The sequence below is a fragment of the Rahnella sp. PD12R genome, from assembly GCF_019200965.1.
Lineage (GTDB): Bacteria > Pseudomonadota > Gammaproteobacteria > Enterobacterales > Enterobacteriaceae > Rahnella > Rahnella laticis.
The window spans coordinates 49,827-73,532 of record NZ_JAHTMS010000008.1; the positions used below are offsets into that span (position 1 = coordinate 49,827).

At 55.8% G+C, this 23,706-nt stretch carries 21 protein-coding genes; 13 read left to right on the forward strand and 8 right to left on the reverse strand.

Annotation, left to right across the window (positions count from 1 at the left end):
- Positions 1–47 precede the first annotated feature (47 nt).
- The 5 genes from KWG64_RS16655 (at position 48) to KWG64_RS16675 (ending at position 7,370) form a co-directional block, all read left to right on the forward strand.
- On the forward strand, positions 48–1,199 hold the full coding sequence (locus KWG64_RS16655; RefSeq protein WP_370628699.1) for an ROK family protein: 1,152 nt from the start codon (positions 48–50) through the stop codon (positions 1,197–1,199).
- 206 nt (positions 1,200–1,405) lie between these two features.
- Entirely contained in the window at positions 1,406–3,364 is a 1,959-nt protein-coding gene (locus tag KWG64_RS16660) for an SPFH domain-containing protein (protein WP_218522517.1), read from the forward strand.
- On the forward strand, positions 3,361–4,404 hold the full coding sequence (hflC, locus tag KWG64_RS16665) for a protease modulator HflC (protein ID WP_218522518.1): 1,044 nt from the start codon (positions 3,361–3,363) through the stop codon (positions 4,402–4,404). The genes KWG64_RS16660 and hflC overlap by 4 nt, the downstream gene beginning before the upstream one ends.
- Positions 4,401–5,444, forward strand: a complete 1,044-nt coding sequence (gene hflK / locus KWG64_RS16670; RefSeq protein WP_218522519.1) for a protease modulator HflK — start codon at positions 4,401–4,403, stop codon at positions 5,442–5,444. Before hflC ends, hflK begins: the two co-directional genes overlap by 4 nt.
- Positions 5,445–5,456: 12 nt before the next feature.
- A complete protein-coding gene (locus KWG64_RS16675; protein ID WP_218522520.1) occupies positions 5,457–7,370 on the forward strand; it encodes a cation-translocating P-type ATPase in 1,914 nt (637 codons plus the stop codon).
- A gap of 72 nt (positions 7,371–7,442) precedes the next feature.
- Here KWG64_RS16675 and pth read toward each other — a convergent pair whose 3' ends face one another.
- Positions 7,443–8,033 (reverse strand): aminoacyl-tRNA hydrolase, encoded by a 591-nt coding sequence (pth, locus tag KWG64_RS16680; RefSeq protein WP_192938081.1) that lies wholly within the window; start codon positions 8,031–8,033, stop codon positions 7,443–7,445.
- Between the two features lie 291 nt (positions 8,034–8,324).
- Here pth and ychH point away from each other — a divergent pair, with 291 nt between their 5' ends.
- Positions 8,325–8,603 (forward strand): stress-induced protein YchH, encoded by a 279-nt coding sequence (ychH, locus tag KWG64_RS16685; RefSeq protein WP_152326296.1) that lies wholly within the window; start codon positions 8,325–8,327, stop codon positions 8,601–8,603.
- Between the two features lie 114 nt (positions 8,604–8,717).
- Here the strand turns inward: ychH and prs are convergent, their stop codons facing one another.
- From prs to lolB, 3 genes are all read right to left on the reverse strand, one after another.
- On the reverse strand, positions 8,718–9,665 hold the full coding sequence (prs, locus tag KWG64_RS16690; RefSeq protein ID WP_013575591.1) for a ribose-phosphate diphosphokinase: 948 nt from the start codon (positions 9,663–9,665) through the stop codon (positions 8,718–8,720).
- A 167-nt stretch (positions 9,666–9,832) separates the two neighbouring features.
- A complete protein-coding gene (gene ispE, locus KWG64_RS16695) occupies positions 9,833–10,696 on the reverse strand; it encodes a 4-(cytidine 5'-diphospho)-2-C-methyl-D-erythritol kinase (protein ID WP_218522521.1) in 864 nt (287 codons plus the stop codon).
- 1 nt (position 10,697) lies between these two features.
- Positions 10,698–11,321, reverse strand: coding sequence for a lipoprotein insertase outer membrane protein LolB (gene lolB, locus KWG64_RS16700; RefSeq protein WP_218522522.1), 624 nt, complete (start codon positions 11,319–11,321; stop codon positions 10,698–10,700).
- Between the two features lie 279 nt (positions 11,322–11,600).
- Here lolB and hemA point away from each other — a divergent pair, with 279 nt between their 5' ends.
- The 6 genes from hemA to kdsA all read left to right on the forward strand — a co-directional run bounded on the left by hemA (position 11,601) and on the right by kdsA (position 17,008).
- Positions 11,601–12,863, forward strand: coding sequence for a glutamyl-tRNA reductase (hemA, locus tag KWG64_RS16705; protein WP_195815062.1), 1,263 nt, complete (start codon positions 11,601–11,603; stop codon positions 12,861–12,863).
- Positions 12,864–12,895: 32 nt separating this feature from the next.
- Positions 12,896–13,978 (forward strand): peptide chain release factor 1, encoded by a 1,083-nt coding sequence (gene prfA / locus KWG64_RS16710; RefSeq protein WP_195815063.1) that lies wholly within the window; start codon positions 12,896–12,898, stop codon positions 13,976–13,978.
- Entirely contained in the window at positions 13,978–14,811 is an 834-nt protein-coding gene (gene prmC, locus KWG64_RS16715; RefSeq protein ID WP_218522523.1) for a peptide chain release factor N(5)-glutamine methyltransferase, read from the forward strand. The genes prfA and prmC overlap by 1 nt, the downstream gene beginning before the upstream one ends.
- A gap of 44 nt (positions 14,812–14,855) precedes the next feature.
- Positions 14,856–15,245 (forward strand): SirB2 family protein, encoded by a 390-nt coding sequence (locus tag KWG64_RS16720; protein WP_218522524.1) that lies wholly within the window; start codon positions 14,856–14,858, stop codon positions 15,243–15,245.
- A gap of 2 nt (positions 15,246–15,247) precedes the next feature.
- Positions 15,248–16,057 carry an invasion regulator SirB1 gene (gene sirB1, locus KWG64_RS16725; protein WP_195815066.1) on the forward strand — a complete coding sequence of 270 codons (810 nt, stop codon included), beginning with the start codon at positions 15,248–15,250 and terminating at the stop codon, positions 16,055–16,057.
- Between the two features lie 96 nt (positions 16,058–16,153).
- The gene (gene kdsA / locus KWG64_RS16730; protein ID WP_152326288.1) at positions 16,154–17,008 is read left to right on the forward strand and encodes a 3-deoxy-8-phosphooctulonate synthase; all 855 of its coding nucleotides are present in this window, start codon (positions 16,154–16,156) and stop codon (positions 17,006–17,008) included.
- Between the two features lie 75 nt (positions 17,009–17,083).
- Here the strand turns inward: kdsA and dauA are convergent, their stop codons facing one another.
- On the reverse strand, positions 17,084–18,751 hold the full coding sequence (gene dauA, locus KWG64_RS16735) for a C4-dicarboxylic acid transporter DauA (protein WP_218522525.1): 1,668 nt from the start codon (positions 18,749–18,751) through the stop codon (positions 17,084–17,086).
- 282 nt (positions 18,752–19,033) lie between these two features.
- Between dauA and KWG64_RS16740 the strand changes: the two genes are divergently transcribed.
- Complete coding sequence (locus KWG64_RS16740; RefSeq protein WP_255562211.1) at positions 19,034–20,128, forward strand: GGDEF domain-containing protein; 1,095 nt, start codon at positions 19,034–19,036, stop codon at positions 20,126–20,128.
- 40 nt (positions 20,129–20,168) lie between these two features.
- Here the strand turns inward: KWG64_RS16740 and KWG64_RS16745 are convergent, their stop codons facing one another.
- The 3 genes from KWG64_RS16745 to KWG64_RS16755 are packed head-to-tail and all read right to left on the reverse strand — an operon-like array spanning position 20,169 to position 23,662.
- Positions 20,169–21,488 (reverse strand): cytochrome c, encoded by a 1,320-nt coding sequence (locus tag KWG64_RS16745; protein WP_218522527.1) that lies wholly within the window; start codon positions 21,486–21,488, stop codon positions 20,169–20,171.
- Between the two features lie 22 nt (positions 21,489–21,510).
- A complete protein-coding gene (locus KWG64_RS16750) occupies positions 21,511–23,115 on the reverse strand; it encodes a GMC family oxidoreductase (protein WP_218522528.1) in 1,605 nt (534 codons plus the stop codon).
- On the reverse strand, positions 23,108–23,662 hold the full coding sequence (locus KWG64_RS16755; RefSeq protein ID WP_218522529.1) for a sorbitol dehydrogenase family protein: 555 nt from the start codon (positions 23,660–23,662) through the stop codon (positions 23,108–23,110). Before KWG64_RS16755 ends, KWG64_RS16750 begins: the two co-directional genes overlap by 8 nt.
- Positions 23,663–23,706 lie beyond the last annotated feature (44 nt).

Genomic DNA, 23,706 nt, shown 5'->3' on the forward strand with positions numbered 1-23,706 from the left:
GGGCGGATCCTCAGTCATGTAATAATGCGACGCTACGGTGTAACGCGATGGAAAGTCATGACATGAAAGACTCAGGCAAAGGACCCGCGCTGCTGCGCCAGTACAATGAAAAGCGTGTACTGGCTTATCTCCGCCAGCAGAAAATCAGCTCCCGTCTGGATATTTCCCGGGCGCTGGCGTTAAGCAAAAACACCATTTCCCTGATTGTTGATGACCTGCTGGCGCTGGGCTACGTGGAAGAACAGGGCGTGGCACAGACCAGCAGCATCGGACGTCCGAAAATTCACGTTGCGCTGAACCCGTCGTCAATTAAAGCCGCAGGCATCATGATTGAGCGCCAGCGTCTGCACTGGATGGTCTGTGATTATTTCTCGCAGATCATTGATGAAAAAACCTTTTCCCTCGATACCTCCCAGCCGCAGTCCGTTTTGGCGGAAATCATGCACCATTGCCAGCAGCTACAGCAGGCGTGGCCCGATCTGGTCGGCATTGGCGTCGGTTTTCCCGGCATTATCGACCATCAGCAGGGCATTTTGCATGTGTCCTCGCATCTGGGCTGGGGAGAAGTCAACCTGCAACCTTTACTGACCTGTGCAGATAACGTGCCGGTCAGCGTCTGGAATAACGTCAAAGCGGCGGCGCTGATTGCCCGCGAAGGCGAAAGCGCCAATGACAATGACGCCCGTTTTTATCTGCGAATTGGCGAAGGGATTGGCGGCGCGCTGTTAACCGAACATGGCGTGTATTCCGGCGGAAGCTGGACGGCGGGCGAGGTCGGCCATTTAGCGGTACTGCCTGACGGGCCGTTATGTTCATGCGGTCAGCGGGGCTGTCTGGAATCCCTGATCGGCCTTTCGGCCATTAACCGGCAACTGGAACAGCGTCAGCCGGGGTTGAGCTGGGATAACCGCCAGCAGTCGGCTGAAATTGTGAATGAGGTGATGGTGCAGGCCGGGCAACTTCTGGGTAAAGCGCTGAGCCAGATTATTCATTTAATGAATCCGAAAACGTTGCTGATTGATTGCCCCTATAACGTTCATCCTCTATTTGTTGAAAATACACTGGCCGCAGCGCAGCAATTTACGCTGACGTTTCCGTTCAGTCGCACGCAAATCACCTTTGTTACCGAACGGTTCAATCCCGCGCGTGGCCTGGCGCTGGCGATGTTCCGGCGTTTCGAATCCGTTTCCCTCACGTAATCCCTTCAGACACCAAACCGCCGACAGCAACTGCGCCTGGCTGCCGGCGCGCCGTAAGATAATCGCTTACATTTAGTGTCAAAAAAGCGGCCAAATTCATATCGCCGAAAATTCTGTAATGTTATACGGTTACGCTCGGTTGATCCGACACGAACTGGCGCCCGGCCAGCGTGACGGATTATTTTTTCTCCTCTGCCGGAGCGGACATGAGCATAAACAAAGCATCCGGAACGGACGATGCCAGCAAGCAGCTGCGCTTTCAGTCCGCCGCTTCCCACACGCGCTGGCTGAGCGGGCTGATCCACGCCGTGATGGTGATCAGCAGTGTGTTGTATCTGATATTGCTGATGTTGTATCTGGTCACGCCGGAGTCAGTCTGGCCGTGGGTGGTCGGGAATATCATGGCGGCGATGTGGGTTTGCGCTGCCTCGCTGCAATGCGCCCGGCGCATTACCCGCTGGCGCGGGCAACAGTTTGCCTCCCGTAACGGCCTGGTCGGGCCGCAAATTCCCCCCGGTTTTTCTCAGCGTCTGGCCTCCCGCGCGTGGATGCGCCCGCTATTACGTTATGTCGATGCGCACGTTTTCTTTCAGGCACTTCCCGCATTAGCCGCTTTGCTGCTCATCGCGCTGCTGTGGCAGTTGCCGTTACCGGTCAATGAAACCGGGAGTACGGGCTATTTCGCCGGTTCTGTCTTTATTCTTTGCGCCTTCGCCGTGCTGGTACTTGAGCGTCACTGGACGTTAAAAAATCCGCAGGAATGGCCGGAAGCGGCAAAACTGGCACTACTGATGCGCATGTTAATCGGCGTCTTTCTGCTGACGGCGCTGGCCCTGATGTTTGCGCGAGGAACTGCGGTATGGCCAGCACACCTGCTGGTGTTCACCGGATTGTTACCGGCGCTGGTGGCGCTGGAGCTTTTCCTGCGGGCGCTGATCGCGGTGTTTTCACCGCCGCGCGAGGACAAAGAGCCGGAGTTTATTGCGGGCAGCCTGCTGGCGGCGCAACTCTGCTGGCCGCCGCGTCCGCTGCAATTTGTGCAGAACGAACTGCATCAGCACTTTGGTATTGATCTCCGCCAGATTTGGGCGTTCCGTTTTATGCGTCGCGCGCTGTTGCCGCTCGGTGCAATCCTCCTGCTGACCGGCTGGCTGCTGACCGGCATCAGCGAAGTGCCGCTGACGCAGCGTGGGATCTATGAATCCTTCGGCAAACCGGTGGCCGTCCGGCAGCCCGGTTTACATGCCGGGCTGCCGTGGCCCTTTGGCCGCACGCTGATGGTGGATAACGGCGAAGTGCATGAACTCACCACGGGTTCTGAAGAACCGGTAAGCGCCACACCCGTTGCGGTGGCAGACACGGCAGAAGGCCCCGCGCCGGAGAGCGCAAACCGGTTATGGGATTCCGGCCACAGCAGCGACAAATCACAAATCATCGCCAGCGCGGCGAACGACCGGCAAAGTTTTCAAATCATGAATATGGACGTCCGTTTCGTGTACCGCATCGCCATGAATGATGACGCGGCCATGGCGAGCCTGTATCACACCGAAAATATGCCGGTGCTGATCCGCAGTATTGCCAATCAGGTGCTGGTACATGATTTCTCCTCGCGCACGCTCGACAGCCTGCTGGGCAGCGATCAGACCCGTCTGGCCGGAGATATCGGGCAGAAAGTGCAGGCGCAGCTTGATCATCTCAACAGCGGTGTGGAACTGCTGGCGACGGTGATTGAGTCGATCCATCCGCCTGCGGGCGCGGCGGACGCTTATCACGGCGTGCAGGCGGCACAAATTCTGGCGCAAAGTGCGATTGCCGGTGAGAAAGGTCAGGCCGCACAGCAACTGAATGCCGCGCAGCAATTTGCCGGGCTGGCGCGGGATGCGGCCACCGCACAAAGTCATGAAAATCTGGATCAGGCGCAGGTCATGGCGTTGTCCTTTAACGCCGAAAATCAGGCGTATCAGACCGGAGGACAGTCGTTCCTGACCGAACGCTATTTCAGCCGTCTGACGCTGGCGATGCAGCAACATCCGAAGGTGTTGATTGTCGATCATCGCATGGGGGGCGGGATGCCGCCGGTGCTGGACCTGAGAAATTTTACCCTGCCATTTACGCCCGGAGTGGATAAAGCGGCGCATTCTGTCAAAGCGGAGAGTACCCGGTGAGTGATTCCCAACAACCTGAAGGCCACGGACACGATCACGATGCGCACGGCGGGCATCATCACGGTGCCGGACATCATCATCACCATCATCATTGCGGCCCGGCGGCGCCTAAACTCTGGCGGCGGGTCACGATTGCCACCGCGCTGGTGGCGCTGATTGCCGCCACGGCCTGTCTGGTGCAGGTGCGTTCAGGCGAAGCCATGGTGATCACGCGCTTTGGAAATCCGGTGCGCGTGCTGTTGCAACCGGGGCTGGCGTGGCATCTGCCGGTTCCGCTGGAAACGGCGATCCCGGTGGATTTGCGTATCCGTACCACGTCCAGCGGTTTGCAGGATGTCGGCACGCGCGACGGGCTGCGGATCATCGTTCAGGCTTATACCGTCTGGCAGGTGAAAAACGATCCCCAGCACGTGCAGCGTTTTATCCGTGCGGTACAAAATCAGCCGGATATGGCGGCTGCGCAGATACGTACATTTATCGGCTCAGCGCTGGAAACAACCACCAGCGGTTTTGCGCTGGTTGACCTGGTGAACACTGACGCCAGCAAAATCCGGCTTTCCGGTTTTGAACAGCATCTGCATGACCAGATCGCCCGCCAGTTGCTCGACAGCTACGGCATCGAGCTGGTGCAGGTTGGCGTTGAGCGGCTGACGCTGCCGTCGGTGACCTTAGATGCCACCGTTGACCGCATGCGGGCTGAGCGGGAAACCATTGCTACCGAGCGCTCTGCTGAGGGTAAGCGTCAGGCGGCTGAAATCCGGTCTTCCGCTGAACGTGACGCCCGCGTGATTAAGGCGGATGCCTCAGTCAGCGCGGCCAATATCGAAGCGCAGGCGCAGGTGCTGAGTGCGGCGATTTACGCCAAAGCCCGCGCCGGTAATCCTGAACTCTACGATCTGCTGCGCTCGCTCGATACGCTGAGCAGTGTCATCACGCCGGGCACGCAACTGGTGCTGGGCACCGGTGCGGCACCGTTCCGCCAACTGGTCGAAGGCCCGCCGGCAATACCCGCTGCCCCGGCTAACGGAACGCGCCCATGAATCCGTTATCCCGTTTTCAGGGGAATGCGTGGTTTCAGGCGGGGCGTCTGGCGTATCTGGCGCTGTTCGCCATGACGCTGATTGCTGCGGCGAGCTGGCTGTTTTCCAACGTCCGGCAGATAGAGCCGGACAAGCGCGCGGTGGTGATGCGGTTTGGTGCCGTTTCGCGCACGGCGGGAGCAGGGCTGTTGCTGGCCTGGCCGGAACCGCTGGAACAGGTTGAAATCTTACCCGCAGCCGATCGGGTTATCGAACATCATGTTACCGCCTTGCTGAGAACCGACATTGTGCCCGCATGGAACAATACCGGTGGCGGGAAAAGTGATGCCGTCGCCGGTGCGGGATATTTACTGACCGGAGATTCCGGCGTGGTTCAGCTGGATGTACAGGTGTACTACGTGATAACCGATCCGGTGGCATTTGTGCTGCAAGGCGAACACGTGTTACCGGCGCTTGACCGTTTAACCGAGCATGCGGCGGTGGCAATTTGTGCCTCACGGGATCTGGACACCATTCTGGTCGCCCGGCCGGAAATAGCAGGCAACGGCAGCAATATCGCCGAACGCCGCGAACGGCTGCGCGGCGACTTGCGTCAGGGCATAAATCAGCAACTGGCGGCGCTGAGCGCGGGCGGGAGCAGTACCGGTATTGAAGTCCGCCGCGTTGACGTGCAGTCGTCCCTGCCTCCGTCGGCAGTGGATGCGTTCAATGCGGTGCTGACGGCCAGCCAGCAGGCTGATCAAAACATCGCCAGCGCCAGTAATGAGGCGGCGCGCGTTCATCAGGACGCCGTTCAGTCGGCAGACCGCGCTTTACAGGTTTCCCATGCTAAAGCCAGCGAGCAGATTGCCCGCGCGTCCACCGATACCGCGACTATCGTGCAGCTGGCGGACGACCATTCTCCGGAATTGCTGTGGCGTTTGTGGCGTGAACGGATGCCTGCGATCCTCGCGCATGCCGGCAGCGTCACTGCTGTTGATCCCCATGACGACGCGCATCTGATCCTGCCGGGGCCAGATCGTCCGACATCTCAACCCTGAGGTATTGCTTCCGTGACTTCTTTTTCCTCTGAAGAACCGCATACGTCGCCCGCAAAAAGCGTGCTGCTAACGCGCCATGAACAGCGAAATATGGCGGTGCAGCTGTTGCTGGCGATGGCCGCATTTGGTCTGTTGCTGTGCGGCTGGATCTGGCAGTGGCTGTATCCGCAGCAAAGCGACGTCGGGCAAATTCTGTTTGGCGTGGCGTCACTGCTGGTCGCGGTGCCGGTGCTGCGTTCGGCGATTTACAGCTTACGCAGCCCCAGTCTGCACGGCGTGACCGATCAGCTGATTGCCATCGCGATGCTGGGAGCGTGGGCAACCGGCGACCTGATGACCGCCGCACTGCTGCCGGGCATTATGATTTTTGGTCACATTCTGGAAGAGCGCAGCGTGATCGGTTCGCAGGAAGCCATTGACGCGCTGAGCCATCTGACGCGCAGCCGCGCCCGGCGGATTTTGCCTGACGGTGAAATTGAAGAAATCGATAACCACCAGCTGCGAACCGGCGACCGGGTTGAAGTCCGCGCCGGTGACCGGTTGCCCGCCGATGGCCGTGTGTTATCCGGCAGCGCCAGTCTGGATACCGCGCCGATCACCGGCGAATCCGTGCCACAGGAAGCCCGCGCAGGCGATGACGTTTTCGGCGGTGCCATTAATCTCGACGGATTGCTCTGCGTTGAAGTCACGCGCACCGGCGCGGATGCCACGCTGGGTAAGGTGATTGCGCTGATACAAAAAGCCGAACACGCCAAACCGCCGATTACCCGTTTGCTCGAACGCTATGCCGGACAATATCTGGTGCTTATTCTGCTGATTGCCGCCGCAACCTGGTTTATCACGCGTGATGCCCATGCCATGCTGGCGGTACTGGTGGCGGCCTGTCCGTGCGCGCTGGTGCTTTCCGCGCCCGCCACGGCCATTGCCGGGATCGCGGTGGCTGCGCGTCACGGGATCCTGATCCGCAGCTCCGCATTTCTGGAGGAACTGGCGGACCTGAACGCCATCGTAGTGGATAAAACCGGTACGCTGACGCACGGTGAACTGCATTTGCAGCGCACGGTGCTGGCCGCAGAGGCGTCTTCGGATGCGATGTTCCGGCTGGCGGCCAGCCTGGGCGCGGCGAGCAGCCATCCGGTCAGCCGTGCGCTGGCAAAATTACTGCCGCGGGAACAATATTTACCGCTGGAGGATGTGTCAGAACAGCAGGGCATGGGCGTGCGTGCGCGTACCGCACAGGGCGACGCGCTGTTAGGGCGTCCGGCATTTTTCAGCCAGAACCATATCCCGGTCAATGACGAACCTGAACACGACGGGCCGCTGGTCGGGCTGGCACTTAACGGGCGTTTTCTCGGCTGGCTGCTGCTGGCCGATTCGCTCAGGCCGGAGGCGCAAACGGCGCTGGCCGAACTGCGCCAGCTTGGGTTGCAACGGCAACTTTTGCTGACCGGCGACCGCACAAGCGTGGCCAACCGTATTGCCGGAGAACTGGGCATCAGTGAAGTCGTTGCGCAGGCGTTACCGGAAGATAAACTGCATCAGGTTTCAGCCGAAATCGCACAAGGGTTCCGGCCAATGGTGGTCGGCGACGGCATCAATGATTCTCTGGCGTTGAAAGCGGGCGTGGTGGGCATTGCGATGGGGGCGGGCGGCAGCGATATTGCGCTGGCTTCTGCCGACGTGGTGCTGATCGGCAGCGATCTGCGGCGTCTCGGGACCTGCGTTCGGCTGAGCCGTGCCTGCCGTAAGACGCTGAAAATCAATGTTTTCATCGGGCTGGGCTGGACGCTGGTCGTGATGGCGGCGGCGGCAATGGGATTACTCGGCGTGGGCGGTGTGCTGATTGCCGCTTTGTTGCACAACCTGAGCACCTTGCTGGTGCTGGGCAATGCCGGGCGCTTACTGCGGTTTGACGAGCCACTTTAAGCCCGTCAGTACAAATAAAAAGGGGCGCAAAAGTTGCGCCCGTCAGCAGGATTAGCGGTCAGCCTGCGCGGATTAAAGTTCGGCTTTAAACGTGTGCAGACGACGCATGGTTTTTTCCAAACCGTCTTTCATCAGCAATTCAGTGCAGCGCAGTGATTCATCAATCGCATCATCAATCAGCTTCTGTTCACTGGCTGGCGGCTTGCCCAGCACAAATCCCACAACTTTGCTTTTATCGCCCGGATGGCCGATGCCAATGCGCAGACGGTAGAAATTCGGATTACCGCCGAATTTGCTTTGGATATCTTTCAGGCCATTGTGGCCGCCATTGCCGCCGCCCAGTTTGATTTTCGCCATGCCCGGCGGGATATCCAGCTCATCGTGCGCGACCAGAATTTCGTCCGGCTCAATGCGGTAGAACTGCGCCATCGCCAGAACGGCTTTGCCGCTCAGGTTCATGAAGGTGGTCGGCACCAGCAAACGAACGTCCTGACCTGCCAGGGATAAACGCGCGGTGTAGCCAAAAAACTTACTTTCTTCTTTTAACTGCTGGTTGTGCTGGCGGGCCAGAAGATCAACATACCAGGCGCCCGCGTTGTGGCGGGTTTGGGCATATTCGGCTCCGGGATTGGCCAGCCCGACGATCAATTTAATGCTGCTCACGGTTTTCGCTTCTTAATCGGGTGAGGTTTAGCGGGGTAGTTTACCTGTCAGTTTTCGCTGTGCCAAATATCCGGCCACGTTATTCCGTTAAATGGGGTCGTTTCTGAATAGTTTCTAAAGTTAATTATTAACTCTCCGAATGTATCTGACTGGAAAACGTAAAGAATTGTCATCTAATGTTCTCTGTCTGTGATCGTGACCGCAAAGTGAACCGGATGGGACGTCTATAGTTAAGGCAGGAAATGACAAGACAGCAATGATGCTAAGACTATCGACAACCGGAGGTGACAGATGAAACGTAAAACCGCAATGAGACTGGGCAATGCCCTGATGGGACTCGGTTTGCTCACAATGGTCGGTGGCGTTGGTTATTCCATTTTAAATCAATTGCCTGAATTGGGATTACCGCAGTTTATGGCTCACGGTGCTGTCGGCAGTATTTTCATCGGGGCTATTTTGTGGCTGGCCGGTGCCAGAGTCGGCGGGCGCGAACGCGTTGCAGATCGCTACTGGTGGGTGCGTCACTACGACTCACGGTGCTCAAACAGTAAGACACATCGCCATTCCTGATTAAACGGCCTGAAAAGAAAAAACCGTTGTCGCTCACGCTTCAACGGTTTTTTGCATTTCTGAATCAGTAAGTTTTTACAGAAAACAAAACGCCCCTGAAAAGGGGCGTTGTGATTAATGCTCGAACATCGCAGAAATGGATTCTTCATTGCTGATGCGGCGGATAGCCTCAGCCAGCATGCCTGACAGGGTCAGGGTGCGTACTTTTTTCAGTGCGCGAATTTCTGCGGACAGCGGAATGGTGTCGCATACAATCACTTCGTCGATGACGGAGTTTTTGATGTTTTCCACTGCGTTGCCGGAGAAGATTGGGTGAGTTGCGTAAGCGAATACGCGCTTAGCACCGCGTTCTTTCAGTGCTTCAGCGGCTTTACACAAGGTGCCACCGGTGTCGATCATGTCATCAACCAGCACACAGTCACGGCCCGCGACGTCACCGATGATGTGCATCACCTGAGAAACGTTGGCACGTGGACGGCGTTTATCGATGATAGCCATGTCGGTATCGTTCAGCAGTTTCGCCACGGCACGGGCACGAACAACGCCGCCGATATCCGGGGAAACAACGATTGGGTTTTCCAGGTTCTGTTGCAGCATATCTTCGAGCAGGATAGGGCTGCCGAAAACGTTGTCTACTGGTACATCAAAGAAGCCCTGAATCTGCTCTGCGTGCAGGTCAACGGTCAGAACGCGGTCAACACCGACGCTGGACAGGAAGTCAGCCACAACTTTCGCGGTGATTGGCACACGGGCAGAACGCACCCGGCGATCCTGACGTGCGTAGCCGAAATAAGGAATAACGGCTGTGATACGACCAGCGGAGGCGCGGCGTAAGGCATCAACCATGACGACCAGTTCCATCAGGTTATCGTTAGTAGGCGCGCAGGTGGACTGGATAATGAAAATATCTCCGCCACGTACATTTTCGTTAATTTGCACACTTACTTCACCGTCGCTGAAACGACTGACGGCGGCGTCACCAAGGCTGGTGTATAAACGGTTGGCAATACGTTGTGCTAGTTCCGGGGTGGCGTTACCAGCAAAAAGCTTCATATCAGGCACGAGAAGAACCTCAGGCTTGCGTCCAGGGAAGACATTGGCTTTTGGCACCACCGGGCGGTGAGCGGTACCAAAGCATTATGCTCACGATACTTCTAAATCTTACTGCTTAAACAAAAACCGGTGAATAATTCGCTGGCAAAGAACAGACACAAAACCGCTGTGACTCTCTACGCTTTGCCCGCAGTTCTCAACGCGGCTTCGCGAAAACGGTGTAACGGAGAAACGTTGACACCGCGTGCAACAAAACCCCGACTCCATGCCGGAATTTCATTTAATACCTGACGGGCTTCGGTTTCGGTGTCGAATTCAGCAAACACACAAGCACCTGTTCCGGTCAGTCGCGACGGCGCGTATTCTAACAGCCAAGAAAGTAGCTGTTCAACCTCGTAAAAACGTTTTCTCGCAATCGGTTCGCAATCATTTGCGTAAGGCGTGTTCAAAAGCACATTTACAGGGCGTTTTGGTGTATTTCTGGTCAGTTCCGGATCGCCGAAAATCACCGGGGTCGGAATGTGAACACCGGGATGAACCACCAGGAACCATTTTTCCTCCGGTGTGACCGGTTGCAGGATTTCACCAATGCCTTCGGCAAACGCGGCAAAACCCATCACAAATACCGGCACGTCCGCGCCCAGCGTGATGCCGAGTTCAGCCATTTCCGTATCCGTCAGCCCGCAATTCCACAAGGTGTTCAGGGCAACCAGAACGGTGGCAGCGTTAGAGGAACCGCCACCCAGGCCGCCGCCCATCGGGATCTGCTTTTGCAGAGTAATATCCGCGCCAAGCGGGGTTCCCGTGTGTTTCTGTAAAAGACGTGCGGCGCGCACCACCAGATTTTCGTCGTCTGAAACGCCCTCAACCGGCGTGGTCAGGGCGATAACGCCGTCGGTGCGCACGTTAAAACTCAGGGCGTCGCCGTAATCGAGAAACTGAAACAGCGTCTGCAAATCATGGTAGCCGTTGGGCCGCTGTCCGGTGATATAAAGGAACAAATTGAGTTTAGCCGGAGACGGCCACAATTGCTGCGTCATCTCAGTTTAATGTCCAGTTATCCATTTTCAGCTTGATGCGCTGTTCGCCCTGGGTCATTTCCAGACGTTGCGGCAGGGACGGTTTGGCGTCGTCGTCATAAGCCTGATACACCACGGTGCCGCTCTGACCATTCTGGCTGAACTTAACCTGGGACAGACGATACTGGCTGTCGAGGGTGAAATCAGTGCCATCACCCGGCAGGCCGAGTATCCACAAACGCAGGTTGGACAACGGAATCGACATCCCGGTCAGCTTGCGGATCATGTCGTCAGGATTGTCGCTGGTGTAATGCTTGCCTTCGTTGTTGGTCAGCTGTGCGATGCCGCTTTGCACTTTCAGCTCCATTTCGGTGCTGCCAAGCGGATTGGTCAGCAGCAGACGGTAGCTTTCCGGGGAGTATTGTTGCCAGAAGAAGCGGGCATAGACTTTCTGTTTATCGGAAATGTAGGCGAATGAGCCGCGGGTCTGATAATGCTCGAGTTGTTTGACCTGGGCTTCATGTTCACGCCATTGCGGAGACGTCGGGCTGGTCGCCGGGCCTTTCGGCGCATTAATCGAACACGCAGCAAGCACTAAACTTGCCAGAGGGAGAAGGCGAACAAAATGTGTTTTACGCATTGGCATAACAGGTTAAATCCTTTGTGCTTTGGCGGCAGTGGCTTTTATAAACAGAAAAGGGGCCAGTCAGATACGGCGTGCGCTAGTTTAGCACAGCCAGTGCATCGGGTGATCGGCACCCGGTACAGATGATCGACGATCGGAGAGTTTTGGGACAATACTGATTTGTAAATGGATTTAACGTTAGATGCTGTACGGCTTTTATTGATCCCGCGCATCTTGTAGAATGCGCAGCAGACGTAAACCCATACTATTATAAAGTATAAGTCGATAATCGCTTCCCATATGACCCTGCTTGCATTAGGTATCAACCACAAAACCGCCCCGGTGTCTCTGCGTGAACGGGTAACATTTTCACCCGAGACTCTTGATCAGGCGCTCTCCAGTCTGCTCCAGCAACCGCTGGTGCAGGGCGGAGTCGTGTTGTCTACCTGTAACCGGACGGAGCTCTATCTGAGCGTCGAACAACAGGAAAACCTGCAAGAACAGCTGGTTAAATGGTTATGCGATTATCATCATCTCAGTGAAGATGAAGTCCGTAAAAGCTTGTACTGGCACCATGATAATGACGCCGTCAGCCATCTGATGCGCGTGGCGAGCGGGCTGGATTCGCTGGTATTGGGCGAACCGCAGATCCTCGGGCAGGTCAAAAAAGCCTTCGCCGAATCGCAAAATGGCCGTGCCGTTTCCGGCGAACTGGAACGTCTGTTCCAGAAATCCTTCTCCGTTGCCAAGCGTGTCCGCACTGAAACCGATATCGGCGCAAGTGCCGTTTCCGTCGCCTTCGCCGCCTGTACGCTGGCGCGACAGATTTTCGAATCCCTTTCTGATGTGAATGTGTTGCTGGTCGGTGCGGGTGAAACCATCGAACTGGTGGCGCGTCATCTGCATCAGCACAACGTCCGTCACATGATGATTGCGAACCGTACCCGCGAACGTGCGCAGGCGCTGGCGACAGAAGTGAATGCGGAAGTGATCAGCTTGCAGGATATTGATTCACGTCTGGCCGAAGCCGACATTATTATCAGTTCTACCGCCAGCCCGCTGCCGATTATCGGTAAAGGGATGGTGGAGCGTGCGCTCAAAGCGCGCCGTAATCAGCCGATGCTGATGGTTGATATCGCCGTTCCGCGTGATATCGAACCGGAAGTCGGTAAGCTTGCCAACGCGTATTTATACAGCGTTGATGACCTGCACAGCATTATTCAAAACAATCTTGCCCAACGTAAAGCCGCCGCTGTTCAGGCGGAAACCATCGTTGAGCAGGAAAGCTCAAACTTCATGGCCTGGCTGCGTTCGCAGGGAGCCGTTGAAATTATTCGTGATTATCGCTCACGTGCTGATATTATTCGCGCCGACGCACAAGCAAAAGCCTTAGCCGCCATCGCGCAGGGCGCTGACGTCGAAGCGGTGATCCAGGAATTAGCCCACAAATTGACCAACCGCCTTATTCACGCGCCAACCCGTTCTCTGCAACAGGCAGCCAGCGACGGTGATGTGGAGCGTTTGCAAATTTTACGCGACAGCCTCGGGCTGGATCAGCAGTAATTCTCCTTTTCTCACAGGGTTAAACACCACGCATGAAGCCTTCTATTGTTGCCAAACTGGAAGCGTTACAAGAGCGCCACGAAGAAGTGCAGGCGATGCTCGGCGATGCCAGCGTCATTGCCGATCAGGATAAATTCCGCAGTCTTTCCCGCGAATACGCTCAGCTAACGTCTGTCTCTGAATGTTTTCTGGCCTGGCGTCAGGCGCAGGAAGATTTAGAAACTGCCGAAATGATGCTCGACGATCCCGAGATGCGCGAAATGGCGCAGGACGAAATCAAAGACTGCAAAGCCACCATCGAAGATCTCGAACAAAAATTACAACTTCTGTTACTGCCGAAAGACCCTGATGATGAACGCGGGTGTTTCCTTGAAATTCGTGCAGGAACCGGCGGTGATGAAGCGGCGATTTTTGCCGGTGATTTATTCCGCATGTACAGCCGTTACGCAGAATCGCGTCGCTGGCGTGTGGAAATCGTGAGCGCCAACGAAGGCGAGCACGGCGGATATAAAGAAGTCATCGCCAAAGTGAGCGGTGAGGGCGCGTACGGCCAGTTCAAATTTGAATCCGGCGGTCATCGCGTTCAGCGTGTGCCGGAAACTGAATCTCAGGGACGTATTCATACGTCAGCCTGTACGGTTGCCGTGATGCCGGAAATTCCGGAAGCCGAATTGCCGGAAATTAACGCCGGTGATCTGCGCATTGATACGTTCCGCTCTTCCGGCGCGGGTGGTCAGCACGTTAACACCACCGATTCCGCAATCCGTATTACCCATATTCCGACCGGGATTGTGGTGGAATGTCAGGACGAACGTTCTCAGCACAAAAACAAAGCCAAGGCGATGTCCGTGCTCGGCGCACGTATCCGTGCGGCAGAAGTGGCGAAACGTCAGGCGGAAGAAGCCTCTACGCGCCGTAACCTGCTGGGCAGCGGCGACCGTTCTGACCGTAACCGGACCTATAATTTCCCTCAGGGCCGCGTGACCGATCACCGCATCAACCTGACCATTTACCGTCTGGATGAAGTGATGGAAGGCAAACTCGACTCGCTGATCCAGCCGATTGTGCAGGAATATCAGGCCGATCAGCTCGCAGCACTTTCTGAGCAGGACTAATGGATTTTCAGCGCTGGCTGCGTGATGCCACCCGCCGTCTGGCTGCGGGTGAAAGCCCGAAGCGTGACGCTGAAATCCTGCTCGGCTTTGTGACTGGCCGGGCAAGAACCTTCATTATGGCGTTTAGCGAAACATCGCTGACAACCACTCAGCTTCAACAACTGGAAACTCTGCTGGCGCGACGCGAGCAGGGTGAACCCGTTGCCTATCTGACCGGTGAACGCGAGTTCTGGTCGTTGCCGCTGTCCGTTTCTCCTGCCACGTTAATTCCGCGCCCGGATACCGAATGTCTGGTCGAACAGGCGCTTGCCCGTCTGCCGCCAGAGCCGGTGAAAGTGTTGGATTTGGGCACAGGAACGGGTGCGATTGCATTAGCGCTGGCCAGCGAGCGGCCTGACTGCCAGCTGACCGGTATCGATTTGCAGCCAGACGCGGTAACACTGGCACAACACAACGCGCAAAAACTGAATATCACCAACGTGCGTTTCTTACAGGGCAGCTGGTTTTCACCGGTTGCCGGTGAAACGTTCGCGCTGATCGCCAGTAATCCGCCGTACATTGACGCCGCCGATCCGCATCTGGCGCAGGGTGATGTCCGTTTTGAGCCGTCGAGTGCGCTGGTGGCAGAAAATGCCGGTCTGGCTGATCTGGCTCATATTATTCAGACGGCACCCGCGTATCTTCAAAAAGATGGCTGGCTGTTGCTCGAACACGGCTGGCAGCAGGCGGCAGACGTACAAAAACTGCTGTGCGAGGCCGGTTATCAGCAGGTTTCGACCGTGAAAGATTATGGCGGCAACGATCGCGTCAGCCTCGGGCAGTGGAATTCGTAGTCAAAACCTTTTGAATTCAAAACAATAAAAGAAGGAAACAGGCAATGGCGTATGTCTGGATAAAGCATCTCCATCTGGTCACGATCACCCTGAGTATTGCGCTGTTTGTTTTACGATTTTTTTGGAAATGGTCGGGTTCTGCTATCATGCAGAAACGCTGGGTGAAGATAGTTCCGCACATTGTGGACACCTTGCTGCTTTTGAGCGGCATTTCGCTTATCTTCATCACACACTTTTATCCGTTCAGCCCACAGGGAACCTGGCTGACCGAAAAGATTTTTGGCGTTATTATCTATATCGCGCTGGGCTTTGTGGCCCTGAGCAAGCGACCTGTTAGCCAGAAAACCCGCTGGCTGGCCTTTATTCTGGCGCTCGCTTGCCTGTATCTGGTCCTCAAACTGGCGCTGACGAAAATACCGCTGCTAATGGGATAACTATGAGTACCCTTGCTGATTTTGAATTTAACACCACCCGGCTCAGTACCGGGGTGATCAAAGTAACGGAATCTGTGCGTTTTGATTTCAATGCGGACGATGTGCGCCAACAGCTGCAAACGCTGGTTGATGAAGCACGCCGCGTGGTTCCTGAGGAGCTTGATCAGGATCAGCAGCTTGAAGTGTTGATTGAACTGTTTTACCGCACCTGGGGATTTGGTGGCGCGGGCGGGGTTTACCGCCTTTCAGACGCTATCTGGATCGACAAAGTGCTGGCTTCGCGACAGGGCACGCCGGTTTCGCTGGGCGTGATTTTCCTTCACATCGCGCATGAGCTGGATTTACCGCTGATGCCGGTCATCTTTCCGACACAACTGATCCTCCGCGCTGACTGGATGGATGAAGAAATGTGGCTGCTCAACCCGATCAACGGCGACACGCTCAATGAGCACATGCTCAACGTGTGGCTGAAAGGGAACCTGGGCGTGACGGCGATTATCGAAGACGATGACCTTGAAGAATCCGACAACACGATGATCGTGCGTAAAATGCTCGACACGCTGAAAGCCGCGCTGATGGAAGAAAAACAGTTCGAACTGGCATTGCGGGCGAGTGAAACGGTTTTACAGTTTGATCCGGATGACCCGTATGAAATCCGTGACCGGGGTCTGATTTATGCTCAGCTGGAGTGTGACCACGTGGCGATTTCCGATCTCAGTTATTTTGTTGAGCAGTGCCCGGAAGACCCGATTTCAGAAGTGATTAAAGTGCAGATCCACTCGATTGAGCACAAGCAAGTCACGCTGCACTAATTTTAAATTACCTTACGTTATCACCGGATAAATGCTGATGAAACAACGCGTTGATGCATTTTCAGGTGAAGGATTTACCATTAAAAAGGCCAAAGCATGAAACATAAAGTGGTTAGCATTCAGGACATTAAAGTCGCCAACGATCTGCCGTTTGTGTTGTTCGGTGGGATGAACGTACTCGAATCACGCGATATGGCGATGCGTGTGTGTGAACATTACGTCACCGTGACACAGAAACTCGGCATTCCTTACGTTTTCAAAGCGTCTTTTGATAAAGCCAACCGCTCCTCTATTCATTCCTACCGCGGTCCGGGTCTGGATGAAGGTATGAAAATCTTCCAGGAACTGAAGAAAACCTTCGGCGTGAAAATCATCACCGACGTTCACGAATCCTGGCAGGCACAGCCGGTTGCAGACGTGGTTGATGTGATTCAGCTGCCTGCTTTCCTGGCACGTCAGACCGATCTGGTTGAAGCTATGGCGAAAACCGGTGCCGTGATCAACGTGAAAAAACCACAGTTCGTGAGCCCTGGCCAGATGGGTAACATCGTGGATAAATTCAAAGAAGGTGGCAACGATCAGGTTATCCTGTGCGATCGCGGCAGCAACTTCGGTTACGACAACCTGGTTGTCGACATGCTGGGCATGAACGTGATGATCAACGCCACGGGCGGACATCCGGTGATCTTCGACGTGACTCACGCACTGCAAACCCGTGACCCGTTCGGCGCGGCTTCCGGCGGTCGTCGTGCGCAGGTTGCAGAACTGGCGCGTGCAGGTATGGCGGTCGGTATCGCGGGCCTGTTCATTGAAGCACACGAAGATCCGGCTCACGCGAAATGCGACGGCCCGTCAGCGCTGCCGCTGGACAAACTGGAGCCATTCCTGGTTCAGATGAAAGCCATCGACGATCTGGTGAAAAGCTTCCCGGCGCTCGATACCAGCAAGTAATTTGCGGTTTGAATGTCAGTAAAAAGGCGACCCTTGGGTCGCCTTTGTTGTTTCTGAAACAGATGTTTTGAAGACTTACATCGCCTCCGCCAGACTCCCGTGGAAGCTCAGGCGGCCTTCGACCGGCTGCATTCTGGCGCGCGCCAGCGTTTTCAGCGGCTGGAAGGGGATTTCTGCAATTCGCAGCTCCGTATCTTCCGGCAGTGCGTCAATGAAATTGCGCAAGGCGTTAACGCCGCCGGCATCCAGAACGGCGACGCGATCCCACAGCAGGACGATCACTTTTTTGCCTTCGGCACGCGCCTGGAGTTCGCTGAAAATGCGCTCGGCGGCGGCGAAGAATAACGGCCCGTTGACGCGCAGAACCAGCGTGTTATCCGGTGTTTCGACGGCAACTTCAGACAGGCGCGTCAGCCGTGCAATACGGCGCATAAACAGCAGCGAAGCCATCACAATCCCGGCCGTAATCGCAATCACCATATCGAACAATACCGTCAGGCTCATGCAGGTCAGCATCACCAGAATGTCGTCTTTCGGCGCGCGGCGCAGTAAATCCACCACTTTATGCGCTTCACTCATATTCCACGCCACCATCAGCAGCAGTGCTGCCATCGCCGCCAGCGGAAGCCACGAAAGCAGCGGAGCAAGAATGAGCAGGGCAAGAATGACCAGCAGCGAGTGAATAATGGCGGAAACCGGCGATGTCGCACCGGCACGCACGTTCGCCGCCGACCGCGCGATGGCCGCCGTGGCCGTAATGCCGCCAAAGAACGGGCTGACCATGTTACCAATACCCTGACCGATCAGCTCATTGTCTGAGTGATGCTTTTTGCCGGTCATACCGTCGAGCACGACCGCACAAAGCAGGGATTCAATCGCGCCGAGCATCGCCATGGAAAATGCGGCGGGGAGCAATGCCTGAACCAGCGACCAGCTCAGGCCGCTGCCGTCAGGCTGTGTCCACGGCAGCGCGAACTGAGGCAGGATCGGCGGAATGCCGTTGCCCTGCGTGCCATCCGGCAAAAGGAAGTGAAAACGCGAACCGATGGTGGCAACCGGATGACCTGTCTGCATGAATATTGCCATCACGGCGCAACCGGCGAGTAATGCAGGAAGATGGCCGGGAACGCGCAGCCCGAGTTTCGGCCACAGAATCAGCACGCCAAGCGTCACGATACCAATTGCCGCATCGCCGATATCCAGCGTCGGTAGCGCCATTACCAGCGCGGCGACTTTACTGAGGTAATGTTCCGGCACGCTCGCCATCGTCAGGCCAAAGAAATCCTTGAACTGCATCGTCCCGATGGTGATCGCAATACCGGACGTAAAACCGAGCGTCACCGGCAACGGAATATATTCGATTAACCGCCCAAAACGCGCGAGGCCCATCAGCAGCAGAATAAACCCGGACATCAGCGTCGCCAGCAATAATCCCGACAAACCGAACTGCTGTGAAACCGGATAGAGAATGACGACAAACGCCGCCGTGGGGCCGGAAACGCTGAAACGCGAGCCACCGAAAATGGCAATAACGATGCCCGCAATCGCCGAAGTGTACAGCCCGTACTGCGGCGGAACCCCGCTGCCAATTGCCAGTGCCATCGCCAGCGGGATGGCGATGATTCCCACGGTGACGCCTGCAATGGCATCTTTGAGTAAACGCTGAAGGGTATATTTTTCACGAAAACAGGCGTCTGTCAGGGCGCTGAAAAGCCTGACATGGCGTCTTCCTGAGGTATTCATAGGGCGTAAACCACCTGGAGAAAATATTGAAAAGAACCCGGTCTTCCTAAACCGGAAATTTGTAGCCTACGCCGGTTACACTGATTTTGCATGGACCTAAATCAAAGCAGGGCAAAGCAGCCGGATACGGACTTCTCCTTATTATGATTGCTGGCAATGTGACATGTCGCCAGTTATTTCACAGACGCACACGACGAACGCATTCATCATCTATATTTAAGTTAATACCCGTAAATCGGTCAGGGAAAGCGTAAGAGGGCGCCGTTATCTATGCCGGACATAATGTCACTGGGAAGTTTGTATGGGGATATTTGCGTCACCTACGCCACGCTTTCAATCAGTTTTTTTGTCCTGAGCCGCAGTGAACCTTTCACGTTTAAAGGCGCCCACTGGAAACGGCTGGCGTTCGGACTGGTTGCGGGGATCACAGCCTTGTACCTGCGCGGTAACCAGCTGGTGCTGAACGAAAATTTGTCCTTCAGTTTTGAAATGTTGCCGATGATTTTAGTGACATTTTTCGGTGGCTGGCTCAGCGGGTTAACCAGCTATTTCGTTGCATTTCTCTTCAGTGGCATGTTCACGCTGAATAATCTGTTTATCGGTATTATTCTCGGCACGCTGTTTTTATTTCGCGTCTGGCGAAGGCGTAAACATCGCGAACTGTATATTACGATCGTGCTGGTGGGTATTTTCCGTCTGGCGCTGGTTTCCGGTATTCACGGTATTGCAGTGCCGTGGACAGAGCTGATTTTCTATCAGGCGATTGCCGCCTGCTGCATGATCCTTTGTTATCACGCGCTGAATTATAAAGAAATCTACATGAATAAAGTCTTCACCATCCGCGTGAAGGCCGCCACAGACGAACTGACTCAAATTAATAACCGCGCCAGTCTGGATTACTGGCTGGCTCAGCGGCAAATCCGGCGCGAAGCCTGCGGGTTAATTCTGCTGGATATTGATAACTTCAAACGGGTCAATGACACGCTCGGCCATCTGGTGGGCGATCGTGTATTAATTGAGGTAGGACGTTTATTACGCCACCTGACGCGCAACGAAGATTTTGCCGGGCGTTACGGCGGCGAGGAATTTCTGGTGATGACGTCAGCGTATGATCCCGCCACGTTACTGGCGATTGCTGAACGTATCCGCAAGGAAGTGGAGGATTGCGTGATCATTCTCGAAGATGGTCGCACGCTGAGAGTGACAGTGTCACTGGGTGTCTCGTTATATTTATCGGGTATGATTATCCGCAAGTCGCTGAAACTGGCCGATCTTTCGTTATATGAAGCGAAACGGAAAGGGAAAAACTGTGTCGTAGCCAGTTCCATTCTGACGCTGGCCGCGCTCGGCGCTAAACGCCACCCGCAACGAATGTAAACAAGGAGCCATCAGCGGCTCCTTGTTTACCTGTTTACCGCTACTTCTGCGTGCCTTCTTCAATTTTTGGCGGATAGGTCAGATCCGCGTCTTTACGCATTTTCGCCACGTCTTTCGCCGTCACCGTTGCGCCTGCCGGATTACCGAACTGCGTGCTGACATAATTGCTCAGCGTCGCAATCTGCTCATCATTCAGCTGGTTTGCGAACGAAGGCATCATGATTTCGCCTTTATCCATATGGCGCTGGACGCCATTTAAGATCACCGAAACCTGATTACGGCTGTCATAAGAACCGGTGCTGGTGTGGCTGAACAGCGACGGATAGGCGTGGAATCCTTCGCCGCTGCCCGCGCCGCCTTTACCGTGACAGGCTGCGCAGCTGGCGTTAAACAGCGCGGCGGCGGATTCATTCACAGTCTGGCCTTCGGCGCGCAGAGGATACACATCCTGATTCTGCTGGCCCCAGGCATCACGCGGTTTGGTCTGCTTGTCGTCACCAACAGCCGGAACGGAACGGATATAGGTCGCGATCGCGTTCAGGTCGCTGTCAGACAGATGTTGCAGGCTGTGCTCGATAGCTTCACCCATCGCACCGGACGCTGACGCTTTCCCGGCCACAAAACCGGTTTTCAGGTACGTCACCAGTTCCTGTTGCGACCACGTGCCGATCCCGGCGTTTTTGTCCGGCGTGATGTTAAATGCCACCCAGGAACCTAAATCACCGCCGGAAAACGCTTTGTCGGTGTCCATGCCCATGGTCAGCGTGCGCGGCGTGTGGCAGGTGCCGCAGTGTTCAAGCGCTTCCACCAGATACGCGCCGCGGTTCCAGTCCGCAGATTTGGACGGATCGTTTTTCAGCTCGCCTTTGTCGAAGTTAAATAACTTCCACACGCGCATGCCCCAGCGCTGATTGAACGGGAAAGACAAATCGGTTTGTGGCCCGGCGGAATGCACCGCAGGCAGCGACATCAGATAAGCTTTCACCGCCAGCACGTCGTCGCGTTTCATCTTAGTGAAAGAGTCATACGGCATTGCCGGATACAACTGCTGCCCGTCTTTGCCGACACCTTCTCGCACCGCACGCACGAACTCATCATCCGTCCAGCTGCCGATACCAAATTCTTTATCGGAGGAAATATTGGTGCCGTAAATCACCCCGAACGGCGAGGCCAGCGGGTAACCGCCGCCAAATTTCGCGGTTTTATCCGCACCCGGTGCCGTATGACACGCGGTGCAGTCACCCGCAGTCGCCAGATACTCGCCGCGTTTAATCAGTTCCGCATTACCGGAGGCGTCATCCGCCCAGGCGCTGGTCGCTGCCACTAACGGCAGCATCGCCAGCATGAATTTCATTTTCATTGCTCAGTCCTCAGAAAATCAATCAGGCCAGGCTTTTCAGCACCGTGTCCGCCATGCGTAATGCCAGTGCTGTACCGGACAGCGTGGAGTTCACCGTGGAGGCCGACGGCATAATGCCGGTACCGGCAATGAACAGGTTCGGGTGGTCATGTGTACGACAGTCGCCATCCACCACGGAATCCTTCGGATCGCTGCCCATAATCATGGTGCCGGTGATGTGCTGGTTGTTGTCGTAAACGCCACGCTTGCTGTACACCACTTCGGTGCCGCCCATCTCTTTGACGATTTTCTGGAAATCGAGCATTGACTGGTCATAGCCGCGATGTACGTATTCCGGGAATTTGTAGTGGACTTCCAGACGCGGAATGCCCCATTCGTCTTTCTCCGTTTTACTTAGCACCACGCGGTTTTCCGGCTCAGGCAGCATTTCCAGCAGGCATTTCAGCTGGATAAAACGCTCGGACTGGAACGCCAGTTTGTCGTTCAGCGCTTTGCCGTAATAGCCCTGATGCACCAGCCGTTCCGTGAGATAACGTACCGGAGACGTATTGGCGACGTCGATACGTAACGCGGAACGGTCGCTGCGGAATTCACCGTCGCGCAGGTTATTGATACTGCCCGGACGCATCGGGCCGCGGCCAAAATAGACCGGTTCATCGGCATAGAACTCTACCGAGGTGCCGGGGTGATCCATCAGGTTACGACCGACCATGCCGGAACTGTTGGCGATGCCGTCCGGGTATTTATCACTGGTGGACATCAGCAGCAGTTTCGGGCTTTCGATGCCGTTGGCGGTCAGAACGAAACGCTTACCGGTGACTTTGTGCGTGACTTTGTCAGCATCGAGATAATGCACGGCCACAATCTCACCGCTGTCGCTGGCTTCGATCTTGTACACCACGGCATTGGCAATCACGCGGACACCGGCTTCGATGGCTTTACGGGCGGAAATTCCGCCGTGGTATTGCGCATCAATCGGGCAGACCGGCATGCAGTTATTGTTGCCGCAGCAGGCAGGGCGGCCATCGTAAGGAATACTGTTGCGCGCCTGCGGGCCGATGCCCAGCACGTAGCCCAGTTTGGCAATACGCTTGCTGATGCGGTCAAAGCCGTAAGGCAGCGGAATGCCCGGCAGCGGATACGGCTGCGAACGCGGGGAATCCAGCGCATCGTCACCGGAAACGCCCATCTGAATTTCGGCTTCGGTGTAGTACGGTTCCAGCTCTTCATAACTGATGGGCCAGTCGCGTCCGATGCCATACAGCGTTTTGATTTTCATGTCGTTTGGCAGCAAACGGAACGCCTGTCCCGCCCAGTGCCAGGTGGTGCCACCGACGCCGCGCAGGTATTGCGCGGCATACAGATCCGGGCCTTTCTGAATCAGATAATTGTTATCTTTTGGCTGGAATTTCGGTTGCGGCGCCCAGGGTTTTGGCGGATAGGGTTCGGTAAAATCGCCTTTCAGCGGCGACTGACGAAACAGTTCGACTGCTTCGTCACGTTTAATTACCGGGCCGGAATCCAGCATCAGTACGGAAACACCGGCTTTCACCATTTTCAGCGCGGCGAGAGAACCGGCGATACCGGCACCAATGACGACGACGTCAGCATTCAGCGCATCAGCCATGAGTGACCTCCGGGGAATTTTGTTGCGTTGTGGCAGGTTTGTTAACCCAGAAATTCGGCTCGCCCGGCGCGTAGCTTGGCGGCAGCAGGTTATTTTTCAGCAGCTGATAGCTGACGATGTTTTCGAATCCGATGCATTTCTGGCTGCCGGGCTGGCCGACCACGCCGAGGTACCAGCCGCTGACCAGTTGCTGATAAAGCTGCGCCAGTTCCGCGGGCTGTTGTGCCAGCAGCTGATGAAGATCATCGCCGACCACGCCGTCATGCGCGGTGAGCAGAGCGGAAAGGGCGTCGAGCTGGGCATCGAGTTGCTTACCATGCAACCAGCTGTAGAGCGCCTGGCCGAGATGCGGTTCGAGCGATGCCATACCGGTCAGTTGTTTTGACAGCGTCATAAACCCGGCGGGCATAGTGATGGCTGAAGCCAGTGGTGGTGCGGCATGTGCCAGTGTGGCAAATACGCCACCGCCAAGCATCTGGCTGCCAAAACCCGCAGCCAGCACGCCCGCGGTGCCGAGAACCATCCGGCGACGAGAGAGATTGATCATGCTGAAATTCCGTATACGTTCTGAAACGGCCACGGGCGTGACCG

Coding starts and splice junctions, on each gene's coding strand:
- KWG64_RS16655 (WP_370628699.1), top strand. CDS start 48: ATGGAAAGTCATGACATGAAAGACTCAGGCAAAGGACCCGCGCTGCTG.
- KWG64_RS16660 (WP_218522517.1), top strand. CDS start 1,406: ATGAGCATAAACAAAGCATCCGGAACGGACGATGCCAGCAAGCAGCTG.
- hflK (WP_218522519.1), top strand. CDS start 4,401: ATGAATCCGTTATCCCGTTTTCAGGGGAATGCGTGGTTTCAGGCGGGG.
- ychH (WP_152326296.1), top strand. CDS start 8,325: ATGAAACGTAAAACCGCAATGAGACTGGGCAATGCCCTGATGGGACTC.
- ispE (WP_218522521.1), bottom strand. CDS start 10,696: ATGACGCAGCAATTGTGGCCGTCTCCGGCTAAACTCAATTTGTTCCTT.
- lolB (WP_218522522.1), bottom strand. CDS start 11,321: ATGCCAATGCGTAAAACACATTTTGTTCGCCTTCTCCCTCTGGCAAGT.
- hemA (WP_195815062.1), top strand. CDS start 11,601: ATGACCCTGCTTGCATTAGGTATCAACCACAAAACCGCCCCGGTGTCT.
- prfA (WP_195815063.1), top strand. CDS start 12,896: ATGAAGCCTTCTATTGTTGCCAAACTGGAAGCGTTACAAGAGCGCCAC.
- prmC (WP_218522523.1), top strand. CDS start 13,978: ATGGATTTTCAGCGCTGGCTGCGTGATGCCACCCGCCGTCTGGCTGCG.
- KWG64_RS16720 (WP_218522524.1), top strand. CDS start 14,856: ATGGCGTATGTCTGGATAAAGCATCTCCATCTGGTCACGATCACCCTG.
- sirB1 (WP_195815066.1), top strand. CDS start 15,248: ATGAGTACCCTTGCTGATTTTGAATTTAACACCACCCGGCTCAGTACC.
- kdsA (WP_152326288.1), top strand. CDS start 16,154: ATGAAACATAAAGTGGTTAGCATTCAGGACATTAAAGTCGCCAACGAT.
- dauA (WP_218522525.1), bottom strand. CDS start 18,751: ATGAATACCTCAGGAAGACGCCATGTCAGGCTTTTCAGCGCCCTGACA.
- KWG64_RS16740 (WP_255562211.1), top strand. CDS start 19,034: ATGTCACTGGGAAGTTTGTATGGGGATATTTGCGTCACCTACGCCACG.
- KWG64_RS16745 (WP_218522527.1), bottom strand. CDS start 21,488: ATGAAAATGAAATTCATGCTGGCGATGCTGCCGTTAGTGGCAGCGACC.
- KWG64_RS16750 (WP_218522528.1), bottom strand. CDS start 23,115: ATGGCTGATGCGCTGAATGCTGACGTCGTCGTCATTGGTGCCGGTATC.
- KWG64_RS16755 (WP_218522529.1), bottom strand. CDS start 23,662: ATGATCAATCTCTCTCGTCGCCGGATGGTTCTCGGCACCGCGGGCGTG.